Source organism: Peribacillus sedimenti (assembly GCF_046237635.1).
Classification (GTDB): Bacteria; Bacillota; Bacilli; order Bacillales; family DSM-1321; genus Peribacillus; species Peribacillus sedimenti.
On sequence record NZ_CP143547.1, the window covers coordinates 2798245 to 2814687 of the forward strand.

Sequence of the window (16443 nt, forward strand, 5' to 3'; positions counted from 1 at the left end):
TTACTCTTCTTTACTCTCTTTAGCTAAAGCTTTTTTTGCACTTTCTCCAAATTCCACGTTACCGCCTGGCAGAAAAGAGTTACTTTGTCCTCTACCCTGTACAAGCAGCCGTCCAGAAATAGATGGAGCTTCTTTACCAACAATTGCAATTTCGTAGCTGAAGTTACCGATAATTTTGTTCCAGCACTTTTGTTCCCCAATAATGATTCCTCTCGCTATGTGATGAAATGGCTGTTGTAACTCATTTCTTCCCTTTATCTCCATTTTGGTTCTGTGGATTTGCCACCCAATTCCAGGGACAGGAGTTATAAGTAGTATTTTATTGTTCATTTTTACCATAATAGATTTTCCTTTACACACAAAATAAGGACTGTTAGGTGCAGTCCTTATTTTTTAACCTTCCTGTTCAATTATATTGGATATAAATAAGATATCATTGTATATTTGGCTTTTAATGGATGGTACAGGGCATTTTTCCAGTTCATCCTCAAGTTTCACAAGTTCCAGCCTTATGATCTGAAGTTCTTCGTTTGATAACACAGCACACCTCCCCTTTCCGATACTTTGGTTAACTTTATTGAAATCATTGGATCAACCGCTATCGTAATAACCTGGGAGATATTCATATTATCCCGATGTATTTCCTTAAACTTTTCTTAACACAGGGGTACCACCAGTTTTATAAAAATCGATAGAAGACAGGGAGCAGAGCCAGAGCTGATCATGGCCCCAAACCCTTGTATCGTTTATATCCTATCTATATGTAGGGCCGTCCAGTTTTAGTAAAAAACTTTTTTAATTTGGATATGTTCTAGCTCAATAAAAAAAAGACCGCATGTAGCGGTCATAATTGGAGGAATTCCTCGCATTACTTAATAATGGTCAAATATTTAGCCAATACATATCCAGTACCGTTCTTATATTCTATCTTATACCAGCTGCTGTTCTTTGACAGGATATTCACAGTTTGGCCCTTTTTCAGAGTTCCCAATACCTTGCCGGAGGAAGATGGGGTTACCCGTACATTCAGTTGTATAGTATTCACCTTTCCGGTCATTTTCTTTCCTGCAGGCTTCACCAATTTATGAACGATCTTAGCAGCACGCTTGTTTCCGTTTGAGTCCGTTGCCGTAATCGCTATGGCATAGCTTCCATTAACAAGCTTTGAGACATCCCATGATGCCCATTGGATCCCTGCTTTCACCGTTCGGTTCGATGCCGGATTGGCAACTGTTTTTCCCTTTGAATCCTTTACGCTAATTGATACTTTGGCCGTCTCATTGATTTGATACTTCAGGAATACTTTATTTTCGTTTGCATTAAATGAGGCAGAAGCATTTTTTAAGATTGGCGCTGCTGTGTCCTTTGGCGCAGACTTTGTAAAAGGAACAATCGCTGTATTTTTATTATTGCTGCTGTCCACCGAATGGATGACAAACGTATAATTTCCGTTAGCGGCATTAGCTGCATTCCATGAGAAAGATTGTAAGCCCGATTGCTTATCTTGCGAATTTACAACCGTTGATATTACTTTGCCGTTTTGGTCATTTACGAGGACTGTTACTTTGGAGGCTTCATTTACTGCAAAACTCAGTGAAGCCTTATTTGTTATCGAGTCATAGGATGCTTTTGCATCTACAATAATCGGTGCCGTTTCATCCTTTGCCGGCTGCTCTCCAGGTACCGTTGTGACTGGTGTCGGAGTTGTAACAACTGGAGCAGAGTCAGGTATAACCGGCTGTGTCACGGACTCGGATGGCTCGTATGCTTTCTTCAGTGTGGTACCATTATAATAGAAAGCAAGAATTTCTTGATATGTCTTTCCGTTGTCCCCAGCATGCTTAGCGCCATATTGGCTTAGGCCGACTCCATGTCCATACCCTCTGCCTGATACTTTTATAATTTCAGCTGGTGACTCTACGTAATCCACCAAATAACTCTTCATCAAATCCAATCCAATAATTGCCCGGATTTTTGAAGCAGTTACGTCAGTAAGCTCTATGCTTTTTTGCATTGCTGCTCCCTGTTCCTTCACAAGAAAATCAATGGTTATACTTCCTTTGCTGACTCGCCCGCCTGAAGTTACACCATCTAGCGAAAGATGTGGAACGGCTGTAACTTTTATATCTTTCCCGGCATAACCATTTAGCTTGAGCCATGCTTTTATATTGGCAATCACTGTTGATTGCTCGGCTTCTTTTGTGATTCCCCACCAGGCATCAGCATTTGCCAGGTCTAAATTGGCTGTATCAATTTGCTGCTTCTTTACACTCCATTGCCAAACCGACCTAGGGTCAAATGGATCCTCTTTTACCTTCAGATAAGCAAACTCTGTACCGCCCCAAACATTTTTATTGGATTCTGTCACTCCTCCATTGCTTGAAGAAAACAAAGCGTTAGCCCCAATGGATACTCCGTTATATGCGATGACTTGTCCTCCCGTAGCGTCGACTGCAGCCGTGGATCTTTCATGCCATTCGTAGCCGCCATATACCTGATAATTGATCGTATCATCAGGAATCTTGTTAAGATAACCCATTGCATATGTCCGTGCTGCTACCGCCTGTGCTTTTAATGCCTCAAGATTCCACAATGCAGGCATCTCAGCAGGAACAACACCCTTTAGATAGTCTTCAAGTCCTACTGTATTTACAGGACGTACATACTTACCGTTTTCATTATTAAAACTAAAGCTCCCTAAATAAAGATGCCCATTAATGGATAAAGGACCTTTTCCTTCTTTTGGTTTTATCTCGATCTGTGAAGCTGCAGCCAGCTGGGTTGTCCCTTTAAGTATTGCCAGACCGAATTCACTTATTTTTAAGGTATAGGCCTGGTTTTCCTCGAGAATGAGATTAGGCAGATTAGTAGTATAAGAAACTTGTGGAATAAGGGTCAGCTGTGATTTACTGCCGACATACTGTGAATTAGTAAGCTTTACACGAATGACTGGTTCTGCATTTACAGCTTCTGCATATTTTCCCGGAACAAATGAAACGATCATCACAAGTGACAGTGCAAGCAGAAATATTCGATTTATAGTCTTCAAAAAAGTTCCCCTCTTCTTACTGGAAGTATATAAAATAATTAGCAAGGTCTCCATAATTATACATTGCAGATTTATAGTACACTAGACAAATAGTTTCATCAATCTCCAATATATGTCAATATATTTATATAGCCACAGGATAATGGAAAGAGACTTCAGTTTAGGGAGGGGGTACTTGAGACTTAGGTGTAAAAACATTCAGCTTTTTATTTCATTCCAAAATTATATGCAAATTTGTTAAACTAATAAGCACAGTTAAAGGGCCTAAAATACAATAATTTTATTCACTTATGTTTTGATCTGTATGGCCAACTTTCACTGTGTCATCTTGCCTTCTGCAGTATTCATCATTTTGTATGAGTTAAAGCCCCAATTATAACTATTACGGCCACAGAGAAGGAACTGTCTATAACTCGTTTAAAACGACATAAAGACAGCTCCTTTCAAATTCATGCTTATATTATTTTTTAATTAGTTCAAGTTCTACTGGAATGAATTCTTCCAGTTTTTCCCCCTTAATAACTTTTGATGCTGCATCAATTGCCTGCTCTCCCATAAGTTCAGGTTTTTGAGCAACAGTTGCCGCCATGGTTCCACCTTCCACTGCTTTTACTGCATCGTCTGTTGCATCAAACCCAACAACAATGACATCGTTCATTCCTGCTGCCTTCAGTGCTTCAACTGCGCCAAGAGCCATCTCATCATTATGAGCAAAAACCGCTTGAAAATCTTTTGTACTTTGAATGATATTTTCCATTACAGATAAGCCTTCAGCGCGGTCAAAATTTGCTGTTTGTTTGGCTGCGACTTCAAATCCTGACACAGCAGCAAGTGCATCATTAAAACCTTTTCCTCTTTCACGGGCCGCTGATGAACCAGGAATACCTTCAAGCTCTACTATTTTTCCGGATTTGCCAAGCTTTTCAACAATGAATTCTCCTGCCATCTTTCCGCCTGTTGCATTGTCTGAGGCAATGTGGGTAACAACCTCTCCTCCCTCTGCACTCCTGTCAACTGTGATTACGGGAATGTTGGCTTTATTCGCTGATTCAATTGCTGAAGCAATAGCTGCTGAGTCAGCAGGATTTATCAATAGAACATCTACACTTTGCTGGATTAAGTCTTCAATATCACTTACTTGTTTTGCAGGGTCATTTTGTGCATCGACTGTCGTTATCTCTAAACCTAATTCCTTGGCTTTGGCTTCTGCACCATCACGCAGCGTTACAAAAAACGGATTGTTTAATGTAGAAATAGATAGACCGACTTTTTTCTTCTCCTTTGTTTCACTTCCTTGTTTAGAAGATGATTTTTCCTTTCCTCCGCTTTGCTCCAATGAACAAGCACTTAAAACAACAACAACAATAGCTACGATGAAAAATTTCCATAGATTTTTCATAATTAGAATCCCCCTATTATTTGATAAATTTATAGTTAGGCAGACTTTTTTCGATCTAGCATCACAGCCAGCAAAATAACTCCACCTTTAACTACCTGCTGATAAAATGATGAAACATTTAGTAGATTTAACCCATTATTTAAGACCCCAATTATAAGGGCCCCAACCAATGTACCGAAAATCCAACCTCTTCCACCAGACAAACTGGTTCCACCTAAAACAACAGCAGCGATTGCATCCAATTCATAGCTCATTCCTGCTGTTGGCTGTGCTGAATTCAAACGGGATGTTAGCGTAATGCCTGCAAAAGCCGAAAGAAAGCCCGTAAGCGTATAGACACCCATTTTTAAGCGATTCACCTTTAATCCCGATAGTCTAGAAGCCTCCTCATTTCCCCCAATGGCATACACTCCACGGCCGAATGTCGTTTTCCTTAAAATAAAGAACAGAATAAAATAGGCTAGTAGCATTGTAATAACCGGGAAAGGGATTCCTAGAAAGAAGCCTTTTCCTAACATTTGAAAACTGACAGCATCTGATAATCCTGTGACTGGACGTCCATCTGTGTAAACAAGTGTCAGTCCCCTATATATTGTCATGGTTGCCAAGGTAGCAATAAACGGCGCCACTTTTCCTTTCGCAATGATAAGACCATTCGCAAGACCCATTAAGGCTCCAGCAAGTAGGCCAACTGAAATGGCAAGGATAGGATCCATTCCGTTCGAAAGCAAACCTGCAGTTAATGCAGAAGACAGTGCAAGGATGGAACCAACAGATAAATCGATCCCGCCCGTCAATATTACAAACGTCATTCCAAATGCAATTAATGCATTTATCGAAACCTGTCGCAACACATTAAACATATTATCGACAGTCAAGAAATTTGGACTCATAATGGTTAAAATAATGGTAATTAATAAAAGGCCTAAAAGTGGTCCTAATTTTTGAACAGACCCCAGACTTTTGCTTAACTTATTCACGGCCTAATCCCTCCTGTTGCAGCTTCCATAATTTTTTCTTGGTCAGCATCCTTCTTATCCATAATAGCGGTAACCTTCCCTTCATGCACGACCATGATTCGATCTGACATCCCTAAAACTTCAGGCAGCTCCGAAGATACCATAATAATGGAGAAGCCTTTCTCAGTAAGCTCATTCATGATTGAATAAATTTCTTTCTTTGCTCCGACGTCAACCCCTCTTGTAGGTTCATCTAATATCAAGAGCTTCGGTTCGATGCCTAACCACTTTCCAAACACAACTTTCTGCTGGTTGCCACCGCTTAGAGATTTAACTTCCTGTTCAGATCCGGATGTCTTAATTCTCAGCTTAGTAATCATTTTTTCTACCCAGAGTTTTTCTTTTTTCTCTTTCATGATCCCTGTATTGGACAGTGTTTTTAAATTGGGGATTGCCAGATTTTCACGAACACTCAATCCAAGAATGAGTCCTTCTTCCTTCCGATCCTCGGTAATAAAACCAATTCCCGCCTCTATAGCATGATATGGTTTACGAATGTTTAGATCCTGACCATCTAGACTAATGCTCCCACTGGATTTCTTTCTGGCACCGAATATAGTTTGCATGATTTCCGTTCTGCCAGCACCCATCAATCCTGCGACCCCAAATATTTCACCTTTTCTCACTGCGAAGGAAACGTTTTCAAATATCCCGTCATGACTTAAGTTTTTAACAACAAATCGCTCTTCCCCAATCACCGCAGTCCGCTCAGGAAACCTTTCTCCAAGCTCTCGACCAACCATCATTTTTACTATTTCTTCAAAGTTTGTATGTGATGTTTCTTTCGTTCCTATTGATTGGCCATCCCTTAAAACTGTTATTCGATCACATATCCGAAAAATCTCTTCCATACGGTGTGATATATAGATAATAGCCACACCTTCATTTTTCAGTTGTTGAATGACTTTAAAAAGTGATTCAATTTCCCTGTCGGTAAGGGCTGCAGTCGGCTCATCCATAATTAAGACTTCTGTTTCAGCTGCAATCGCTCTTGCAATCTCAATCATTTGCTGTTGCCCAACAGATAAATCACCTGCTAATCTCATCGGATCAATATGTATGCCTAACCTATTCAAATACTCCTTTGTTTTCAAATTCATTTCCTTATTTTTAAGTAAACCAAACGGACCTCGCTTGAATTCTTTTCCTAGAAACATATTTTGAGAAACTGATAGATAAGGAATAATATTAAGTTCTTGATGAATGACCGCAATGCCGTCTAATTCAGCTTCTTTTGGAGAATTGTATTCTGTTGTTTTTCCTTTATAGACGATATGACCTTGATTACTCTTATGGATGCCAGTCAGTATTTTCATAAGTGTCGATTTACCGGCTCCGTTTTCGCCCATAAGCGCATGAATTTCCCCAGGAGACAGATCAAAATCTACCCCTTTTAATACCTCAACATGAAAAAAAGACTTATGGATATTTCTCATTTCAAGAAGCGGGGTCTTTACCATTAGAAAATCACCCCTGAATGCAGGATAATATTCGCATATGGTGTTGCTTCACCCGTACGAATTATTGCTTTAGCTTTACATGTTTGATTCTTAAAAACTTCATGCGACACATACTCGATTTCCTTGAACTTACCTTGAAGCGTTCTTTCCAAATCTCCATTATGCTCAATTATTTCAGATGCAAGGGTCACTCTTTCAATCTCCATCTCATCCATAAGCACTGATAATACTTCTTGAAATGAAGGTGTACCCAGTTTCACGGCAAGGTCTATTTTTTTCACTCCATCAGGAATGGGAAGTCCACAATCAGAGATAACAATAAAATCCGTATGTCCCATGTCACTCAATACCTTTGAGATTTCACTATTTAATATCCCATACTTCTTCATAGAATGTCACCGCCGCTATCTCTATGTGTCTTTCCAAATTCATTAACTTCCTTACGATATGGCATACCAGATTGGGCACCCAGCTTCGTAACAGAGAGAGATGCTGCCCTTGCAGCAAAATAACAGGCTTCCTTCAGGGATTTGCCTTCTGATAGTCCAACTACAAGCGCACCACTGAATGTATCTCCTGCCCCTGTTGTATCAATAGCATCCACTGGCATGGCCGGAATAACAACTTCCTCATCATTCTCAAATATTACAATCCCTTCTGAACCCTTTGTTATGATGATTTTCTTTTTCAGCTGCGCAAGATTATCATGATCATTCTTATAAAGATTAAAAATCTGATTCGCTTCAAATTCATTGGGAGTTAAATAAGTTGCCATTTCAATCCAACTTTTTGGAATTTCATGATAAGGTGCAGGATTCAGAATTGTCTTAACACCGCCCTTATGAGCAATCTCCAATGCCTTTTCTACACCCTGTAATGGGATTTCCATCTGAAGAAGGAGCCAGTCACTCTTCAGAATATCCTCTGAATGACTTTCCACTACCTCTGGTCCGACACACTTATTTGCACCAGGGACAACAATGATTTTGTTATCCCCCTTATACACAGTGATACTGGCAATCCCCGTTTTTTCACCTGTAACCGGTTTCACATATTTCGTGTTTACTCCCTGTTCCTTTAGATGCACCAAGTATTGTTGACCAAAAACGTCATCGCCTATACGGCCAATTAATTGTACTTCTGCACCAAGCCTGGCAGCAGCCACAGCCTGATTAGCTCCTTTTCCTCCTGGAATTGTTGAGAAATGGTTTCCCATTACAGTTTCACCCAATAATGGGTCCTTGCTTGTCACTGTAACCAGGTCCATATTAATACTTCCTAAAACTGTAATCATATTTTGATACCTCCTTCTGTCTGTATGCCATTTATGCCTTTGTAGTCTCTCTTATCGTCAATTCTGTTTTGAAAACCACATGCATATCTTCAAGCTCTTTGCCGTCAATTAAATGTAAAAGCATATTTGCAGCCCGTTTACCCATTTGATAGATTGGCTGAACCATAGTTGTAATTTCCGGAGAAACTGTTTCTGTCCATTCAATCCCATCAAAGCCCACTATAGCAAGGTCTTCTGGTACTTTTAAATTTAAACGGTTTGCAGCCTTTAATGCGCCAACAGCCATAACATCATTACCAGCGAATACTCCATCAATTCCAGGATTAGTTTTGAATAAATTAATCATTGCTTTCTCTGATTCTTTAAACTGGTATCCTCCACTACAGATAATTGCCGGCAAATTACACTCTCTCATTTCATCTTCATAAGCTTTTAGGCGCAGGACTGAGTTCACTATATTATCAGGTCCTTTAATGTGAGCAATGCTTTTACATCCAATTTTAATCATGTAACTGACTGCTTTACGGGCTTCTTTATAATTATCGATTGTCACTGAAGGAATATTTTTATGAAAGAAACGGTCCAAGGCAACGATTGGCAAATCTAAATTCTCTAAATGGTGGAGTTGAAGAGTATTTGAAACTATTATTACCCCGTCGATATGATTCTCCTGCATTTTTTGAATGTACATTAATTCTTTTTTTATATCTTCGTCACTATTACAGAGAAAGGTGGTATATTCAGCCTTATTGGTTACATCCTCAACAGCCCTGACTAGCTGTGGAAAATAAGGGTTCGTTATATCAGGTACAATAAAACCTATCATTTTTGACTTTTTCTTAAACAGGCTTCTAGCTACATTATTCGGACGATATTTTAAACGCCGGATAGCTTCTTCTACTTTTCCCCTTGTATCCTCGCCGACATAACCTTGGTTATTCAATACCCTTGAAACTGTAGCAACAGAAACTTCTGCTTCCTTTGCTACATCCTTAATAGTCACCATTTGAATTTTCTCCTGTCCATCCAACAATATGTAACCGGTTACATACAGCTGTAAAAAAAAACTAACTTTCTAAGTAGTTACATAAAACATAATATTCCAATTTTAATTTGTCAAGTGTCTATTTAATTTCATATGGTGATAGGCCGTTTTACTAGTACTTCCAAAATTGACATTTTACACATAATTAGAGCGTGAATGCGAAACACGCCCAGCCATCCGAAGGGATTGGTTTTTGAGAAATTCTTATTCTTTAGTTCTTCCGGTATGCATTATTAATTCCTTTCCATTGCTGTACAGTTTACTCTCATAAGGAAAGATCCACTCTGTCACTTGAATTCAAGTCCATGAAAACTACGGCGCCATAGCCCCTAAAATATCAAGATACATCTAAACGCAGAATCAGTAGTCACAGTTTTTTTATGTATAGCATTTAGAGTCACCATCACGCTGTTAAAAGTAAATACAGATCGGATAGTTCCTTAAATTCCAGCATTCCCAGAATCATTTTGTCAAAGGAGAAGAAGCTGTGACAGGTTTTGTGAACAATTAGGTAGAAGCACGGAGCGTAAACGTTAGCTGTTTGGCTGTTTAGACAATAAAAAACCAATTAGAACAGGAAAATAGATTAAGACTGCTAGACTTTTACGAATGAACTAACGCATTGTTAACGCATTACACATAAATTTCTGGTCCCCAGCCCAAGTGATGCACTAGGGAGGTAAAAAAAACTTTTACAAATTACCAAACCATTTTTTATGTTGGCTTCGTTCCTATGGTTAGGAAATAAAATTGATAAATTTTAATTTTTATACGGATCATCAATTTTGAAGTTTTTTTAGTAACGGCGATCTTGCTAACACTTGACTCCAGGGACAGACACCATGTACATCGTCAGCCGAAGCATTTCACTAGGAAGGCTGGCAGGAATATTATCCGCTCTTGGGATTTCCGCTGGAGTCATTGTCCACACCCTTCTGGCTGCTTTTGGATTATCTATCATCTTAATGCAATCAGTTTTTTTATTTAGCTTAATTAAAATTGCCGGAGCAATTTATCTCGCCTTCCTGGGCTGGAAAATGCTAATGGGGAAAAGCAATGAAAAAGGGAAAAAACACTTGCCAAAGCAAAGTAATAAAAAAATCTTCCTTCAAGGCACGCTGACAAACATTACGAACCCTAAGGTGGCCCTGTTCTTCCTGGCATTCCTTCCTCAATTCATCCAAACTGGCGGAGGGTCTGCAAGCCCTATACCTTTTATGATTTTAGGAATGACCTTTGCTTTAACAGGCGGGAGCCGGTGTTTAATAACAGCTTATTTCGCCTCGATGGCGACAAACAGGCTTAGAGGAAATCCTAAAGCCGCAGCAATACTAAATAAGGTGACAGGAATAGTCTTTATAGGTATGGGCATTAAACTGCTGAATACAAAAGCTGCATCTTAACATATACAAACAAAAGCAGTGGAGAATTTTTAATCCACTGCTTTTATCTTTAATTAGAACCCTTTATTCCTCTAATCGCTTGGGATAATTGCTGCCATTATTATGTAACAGTACCTTTAACCCACTCCCGATATCGGAAGCCAGGATATAATTTCTATCTACAAAAACTCCCCAGATATCAGAATTTTCCGGTATGTACTTGCCTGTCTGGACCGGATTCGAAGGGTCTGTGATGTCAACCGTGCGGACTCCGCCTGCATAATGCGATAAGTAAAGCGTATTGCCCCTTACCTTTGGATCATGTACAGTTCTTGCAAAGGTTACAGGTGCTCCCGCTTCTGCCTCGGTTAACTCTGTTCTGAACTCACTAAGCAATTTTGGATTAGTTTTTTCTTTTATATCAAATATACGGGTGTAGCCGTATGCGGCTTCATAGCCAGGTTTGATCGGCGAATACACTTCCCTCGTCTCAATCAGAATTGTCCCACCCTTTGCTAGTGTGGCTGAGTGGGCAGATCCTTGCTGGTTAGATGCAAAGTCTGTCCTGCCAAGATATTTGGGCTGTTCAGGAGTACTGATATCAAAAATAAGAGTCCCCAAATCCCACATGGAAACATAGGCGTATTTTCCTGTCTCATCAACCATCGTGCTGTGGTTAAACACAGGGCGTACCTTCCCATCAGGGGAATTCCAGTTATACCCGTTGAAATTCGCTGGAACCTCAGGCAGGCTTCGTGGATCAAACTCCCAAATTGTTTTAGGCGCAGTTGGGTTACTTACGTCCACGATTTGAAAATCCTTCTGTTCGCCATGGCTGTAGTAATCAGCATAAGGGTTTGCGGCAAGGACGATTGCCCTGTTACCCTGTACAGTCAAATAAAGCTCATGAGTACCATTTGTTTTCTTGGTTACTTCCCAAAACCCCAGTTTCTTTGGTTCATAAGGATTCGTCACATCATATAAAAGGAAGCCTCCCCTGGAATCCCGGTTGTTCCTGCTTATCTGCTGGACACTAACAACCGCCAAATCACCCGTAAAGTCCGGAGTACTGACCGACTTTACAATCACCTTTTCCTGCCATGTACCTGGGATGTCACTGTTTGCAAATACAGCCACTTCTTTCGGACTGGAAGGGTCCTTCAAGTCAAAAACCCGTACTCCTCCCTTACCGCCATTCTTGGTATGGGTTCCTACATATGCGAATCCTTTATGACTGTATACATCTCCAAAGCTGTTTTGTTTGCCGTCCGGTCTAACAACCTTCATCTCCGGTGCAGCCGCTTCATACAAGAATTTCAAATTCTTGCTGCCTTCTAATACAGGCACCGCAACACCTTCATAATTGGCCCTTTCCCCTTTTTCGATATTAATGTCGCCTAATTCATCATGGGCGAGTACATTAAAAGGAAGAGCAGAGACAGACAGTGTGCCGGCTAGAGCAAGACTAAGAATCATACTTTTTTTCTTATTCTTCAAAAAAAAACCCCCTAACATAAAAAATAGTAATTTGTCAGATTCCAAGCTAACTATAGCAAGAGATTAAATTTCGAACAATAACTTTTCAGAAAATTCGTACTATAATACTTCATACTTTTTGTATTTTTAGGTCTTTGTTTCCACTTTTTGTAAAACCATGGATAGCCCGGTTGTCCTAATTTCTTTGTTGTATTTTTTTAATGTGCTTTATTTTTTTTAATTAGAAATTGTAAATTTTGTTTAGCTTTTTGCTCTTACTACTTGTTTTGTGTTTTAATATTATTTATTCTAGCGAGGTTTTTGGCTAAATACATAATACAGTAATTATCGTTAGGAACATCCTTTTTACGAGAAATTCAGGAAGGGACGATGTGGGAGGTACCCGCCCTTCTCGGGAACGAATCAAAATAGAAGACGGAAAAAAAGTGGACCCGCCTGGACAATCGGGTAAAGCGGTGTTTTAAATTGATGAGGGCAGTTATTCAAAGTTTTCCAACACCTTTCCTTGTAAAAGTGGCTGGTTTAAAGATATTCTGTCGAGGTTTTCTATAAGATAAACTGAAAGGTTCGTATATTCATTTTTTTGAAATTTGGCATCGAATAAAAATAGAGCCATGATCGCTCAAGGCTCCTTATCAAAAACTTATTAATTTTTCCATTCAGGGATATTCGAATAAAACCATTCATTCATATGTTTCTCAGTCATAATATTGCTACTTTTAATTACTTTTTGGATGGCTTTTTTTGCGGACTTCCAGCCGGCAAGAAATATAACGTTCGTTACATAAACTTAATGTTAATAGGAGTAAAATATGTGAAAAGTATAGATATAACTATACTCGTAGAGAGGAGTGCGATTATTGATGCAAATGAATATGAATGACCCAAATTTCAGAAATTATTTGATTTCCTCTGCCTCACAGGAAGAATTAGTAAAGAAGCTAACAAACGGGAACATCCGGGGACTGGATCGATTAGCCCTGAGAACTATATCGCAAAGAAGGCAGCTGCCAAACGAAGTTGTAAATGTGCTTCTCGCCTATTTTTTCGGTACGTTTGCAAATACTGTCTACGACCGAAAATTGTTAGGAAAAATCTATGATTTTTGGGCGAATCAGGGTGTGCACACATTCGCTCATGCTCTAACCATGGCAAAACTGGATATTACTGATGTTTTGCAAGGGAACAATGAATCAATATGACAATGCTGGCTCTTACTTCCAAAATGAGGATTCACTACTGATCACCTAAATTCAGGCAAACCATATGGACAAGATCGTGCAATTACAGCATTTCTTCAATATATCCTTGTTTCATTCATTTATTGGAGCATGTCAATATGACCATTATTCATTTTACTATCTTGGAAGCAGCCGGAGGTATGAAACCAGTGTGGTTCCTTCATTGAGCTTTTTTAAGTCCCCTGTTTTTTTGTATCCCATTTTCTCATACAAATAACAATTTCGCTCTTCCTCCAAAATTGTATCCAATTCCCAACTTGTGGCGGTAGGATACATATCATCCAGTAAACCAAGTGTTTGCTGCGCTATTCCTCTTCCCTGATATTCAGGTAAAATGAACATTGGACTGATCCTGAACCGGGTGGTACCTTCCTTCTGCAATATCCTTATGGCACCCACTAGGACATGATCCAACATAATTTTAAAATAGCTGCCATGCATATTGTTAATTCGTTCAATAATCCTGGAAAGTTCCTCATTCGCCGGGTTGGTATCAAAGTCCTTATATTTTTCGAGCATTGGCATAAATGCCTTTATTTGCATTTCATAAATATCGTTTGCATCATCAAGCGCAGCTTTTAGTAAAACCAAGTCCAAATTCATCACTTCCAATCATGTGAATAACTACTATTTGGAATATAATTCCTTAATTGTATTTGGTTATAAATATTACATGGTTAACTTTGAAAAATAAATAAAAAAACTCGCCATGAGAGCGAGCAGTACGTATCAATTGCTATTCTATTTTTGATGGAGTATTTTTCTTCGATACCATGCCTTCATTTCAACCGGTTTTTCGAAAACAATGCCCATTGCTATCAATAATAAAACACCGGTTATAATAAAGACAATTTGTGCCGGGAAGATTCCCCCGAGAACTCCTCCAATAATAGGGCCAATCATCCCTCCTAATTGATTGGCAGTTTGGTTAAGACTAAATGCCCTGCCCCTAAAGTCATCCGGGGTTGATTTAACAACAAGCCCATTGATTGCTGGGAATACAGCACAGAAAAAGATTCCGTAAATAAAACGGCTGATGGAAAAGCCCCAGATGCTGCTGAAGATGATTTGGGCAAACATACCAAGCCCTCCACCAAGGAGCCCGATCGTGAGTACTTTGTGGAAGCCCACTCTATCGGCCCACTTTCCCCAAAAAGGTGCAAACAATGTACTTGCGATACCAGGAAGGGAAAACATCACCCCAGCCAGAAGCGAGGCTTTATCGGAAGATCCGCCAAGGTCAACAATATATAAAGGAAGAATCGGTTCAAGGGTCATGACCGAACAAGATGTTACAACTGTTAAAATGAGCACCGACAAGAGCGGCTTATTCGAAATGGCTGTCTTAAGGTCTCTTTTAACCGAACCCTTCTCTTTGCTCGGCTTGAAATTCTCCTCTTTTACAAGCAACAGGATTAAAAGAGTTGAAACAAAGACAATGATGCCAGCCAATGCAAAGGCTAATCTATTGCCTGCAAATTCAGCGATCCCGCCTCCCAATAAAGGTCCAATAATGCCTCCTGAAGCAGAAGCTGTAGAAATCATGGAAAGTGCATAACCTACCTTATCGCTCGGTGTATTGGTACCGACCAATGCAATCGCGCCTGGTATAAAACCTGTCAACAAACCCTGCATGATCCGCAACACTAATAATTCATACGGATTTGTAACAAATGCGGTTAAAGTATAGATTACAAACAAAACAAACCCAGCACGAATGATCATAGGTTTTCGTCCATATTTATCAGCCAGCATTCCCCAGAATGGCGAGGAAATGGCTCCTGCAAAGAACGCAGAGCTAAACAACAATCCTGACCAAATTTCCGTATGTTCATGCACACCAATTTGCAGCAGAAAAATCGGCAGGAAAGGAATAACCATATAAAAGCTTGCCGCCACAAAAAAGACTCCGATCCACAATACCCATAAATTCCGTTTCCAGGTCAACAATTTTCTCGCACTCCCGATTGAACCATTGGAAATATCGTTCTGTTTGCCAATGGATGATTTTGTATGTGAATCATATCATAAATAAATAATATTTTCACTCACGAAATATTCGGAAACAGAAATATTTTTAAGAATGATAGAATCTTAATTCATTTATTTTCATCCTTATTTTCTGGTTTTTATTAAGGTTAATTCATGTGCTGCTGTGAATTTTGATTACTATAAAACCATGATTGTTTTGGGTGATCAACCCTTGGGAAAATCGCAAGAGCGTCATAATATAACCTGTAAAACAAGCCCCTCCATTTATGATGGAGGGGCTTTCTATATGTCTGATTGAATTAATATCAAAAGGAAGAAGGCATTGTTTGCAATCCTGTACATTCCAAGCGTTTATGAATATGCCATGTGACCATGTAAACATTAGTAAAAATGAGATAAGTGAATATTCAATGGGAATTGTCCTCATTATTATGTAGATTAAGTGAAATAAAAAAAGCCAGGACTATTACTGGCTCTTTTTGTTGATGGCACCCATGCCCTCCAAAATGATTTTTGCATCAGAGTTTAAATAGTGTATAACATCTTCCCTCAGAAATAATTGAGCGTTGTCTTTGATAAATAGTTTTATGCCCCTGAGGTCAAACTTGCTGGCATAGGAGTTAATAGCATTAATGCTTGCCAGTTCTTGCCTGGTCAGCGGCTTTTCTGTTCGGTTCGACAAAAAATCAAGCAGTTCTCTTGCATTTTTGTTTAAGAGACGTTTGTTTTCATTTAGTATAGATAAATTATCCTCCATATACTTTCTTGCAGTGACCAAGTCCAATTCTTCAATACTTTCATTAATGCGACCTATAATGTCATTGAGCAGCATGCAGTGTACTCTCCTTCAATTCTCCTGGTAACAAACAAATTTTAGCTCTAATTAGTATGTTAAAATCTTTTTAGCAGGTATTCAGTAGTTTTAAGAACATAATTTTTATATCGGCAGCCAGGTGTTTTATTAAACAGGTCTTTTTACTTAAAAAAATCCCAATAATTTACACTTGATCCCAATTCTCAGTGTGCTGGTTCATACTGCTTTTTGCGGCTAGAATCAGCCAGCAG

14 protein-coding genes and 1 pseudogene are annotated in these 16443 nt (G+C 39.2%); 2 read left to right on the forward strand and 13 right to left on the reverse strand.

Translation table 11 applies throughout. The features are described 5' to 3' along the window. The 9 genes from V1500_RS13860 to V1500_RS13900 all read right to left on the reverse strand — a co-directional run bounded on the left by V1500_RS13860 (position 1) and on the right by V1500_RS13900 (position 9227). A complete protein-coding gene (locus V1500_RS13860; protein WP_409300055.1) occupies positions 1-339 on the reverse strand; it encodes a hypothetical protein in 339 nt (112 codons plus the stop codon). A gap of 54 nt (positions 340-393) precedes the next feature. Next, positions 394-540 carry a hypothetical protein gene (locus V1500_RS13865; RefSeq protein ID WP_409300056.1) on the reverse strand — a complete coding sequence of 49 codons (147 nt, stop codon included), beginning with the start codon at positions 538-540 and terminating at the stop codon, positions 394-396. Between the two features lie 328 nt (positions 541-868). Continuing rightward, positions 869-3049, reverse strand: coding sequence for a SpoIID/LytB domain-containing protein (locus tag V1500_RS13870; RefSeq protein WP_409300058.1), 2181 nt, complete (start codon positions 3047-3049; stop codon positions 869-871). Between the two features lie 460 nt (positions 3050-3509). Further along, on the reverse strand, positions 3510-4448 hold the full coding sequence (gene rbsB / locus V1500_RS13875) for a ribose ABC transporter substrate-binding protein RbsB (RefSeq protein ID WP_409300060.1): 939 nt from the start codon (positions 4446-4448) through the stop codon (positions 3510-3512). A gap of 35 nt (positions 4449-4483) precedes the next feature. Then, positions 4484-5428 carry an ABC transporter permease subunit gene (locus V1500_RS13880; protein WP_409300061.1) on the reverse strand — a complete coding sequence of 315 codons (945 nt, stop codon included), beginning with the start codon at positions 5426-5428 and terminating at the stop codon, positions 4484-4486. Then, the gene (locus tag V1500_RS13885) at positions 5425-6927 is read right to left on the reverse strand and encodes a sugar ABC transporter ATP-binding protein (protein WP_409300063.1); all 1503 of its coding nucleotides are present in this window, start codon (positions 6925-6927) and stop codon (positions 5425-5427) included. The genes V1500_RS13880 and V1500_RS13885 overlap by 4 nt, the downstream gene beginning before the upstream one ends. After that, complete coding sequence (gene rbsD / locus V1500_RS13890; protein WP_409300064.1) at positions 6927-7316, reverse strand: D-ribose pyranase; 390 nt, start codon at positions 7314-7316, stop codon at positions 6927-6929. Before rbsD ends, V1500_RS13885 begins: the two co-directional genes overlap by 1 nt. After that, positions 7313-8221 (reverse strand): ribokinase, encoded by a 909-nt coding sequence (gene rbsK / locus V1500_RS13895; RefSeq protein ID WP_409300066.1) that lies wholly within the window; start codon positions 8219-8221, stop codon positions 7313-7315. Before rbsK ends, rbsD begins: the two co-directional genes overlap by 4 nt. 31 nt (positions 8222-8252) lie before the next feature. Next, positions 8253-9227, reverse strand: a complete 975-nt coding sequence (locus V1500_RS13900) for a LacI family DNA-binding transcriptional regulator (RefSeq protein ID WP_409300067.1) — start codon at positions 9225-9227, stop codon at positions 8253-8255. A gap of 808 nt (positions 9228-10035) precedes the next feature. On the opposite strand from V1500_RS13900, the pseudogene V1500_RS13905 reads away from it, so the two are divergent. Further along, positions 10036-10669 (forward strand): annotated as a pseudogene (locus tag V1500_RS13905) (LysE family translocator). Between the two features lie 63 nt (positions 10670-10732). Here V1500_RS13905 and V1500_RS13910 read toward each other — a convergent pair. Continuing rightward, positions 10733-12124, reverse strand: coding sequence for an LVIVD repeat-containing protein (locus V1500_RS13910; protein ID WP_409305995.1), 1392 nt, complete (start codon positions 12122-12124; stop codon positions 10733-10735). Positions 12125-13005: 881 nt separating this feature from the next. Here V1500_RS13910 and V1500_RS13915 point away from each other — a divergent pair. Next, on the forward strand, positions 13006-13347 hold the full coding sequence (locus V1500_RS13915; RefSeq protein WP_409300068.1) for a hypothetical protein: 342 nt from the start codon (positions 13006-13008) through the stop codon (positions 13345-13347). Positions 13348-13503: 156 nt separating this feature from the next. Here the strand turns inward: V1500_RS13915 and V1500_RS13920 are convergent, their stop codons facing one another. The 3 genes from V1500_RS13920 to V1500_RS13930 form a co-directional block, all read right to left on the reverse strand. After that, positions 13504-13983 (reverse strand): GNAT family N-acetyltransferase, encoded by a 480-nt coding sequence (locus tag V1500_RS13920; RefSeq protein WP_409300070.1) that lies wholly within the window; start codon positions 13981-13983, stop codon positions 13504-13506. A 144-nt stretch (positions 13984-14127) separates the two neighbouring features. Further along, positions 14128-15336: an MFS transporter gene (locus tag V1500_RS13925; protein WP_409300072.1), complete on the reverse strand. Its 1209-nt coding sequence runs from the start codon at positions 15334-15336 to the stop codon at positions 14128-14130. 508 nt (positions 15337-15844) lie between these two features. Further along, a complete protein-coding gene (locus V1500_RS13930; protein WP_409300074.1) occupies positions 15845-16210 on the reverse strand; it encodes a hypothetical protein in 366 nt (121 codons plus the stop codon). Positions 16211-16443: the final 233 nt, after the last annotated feature.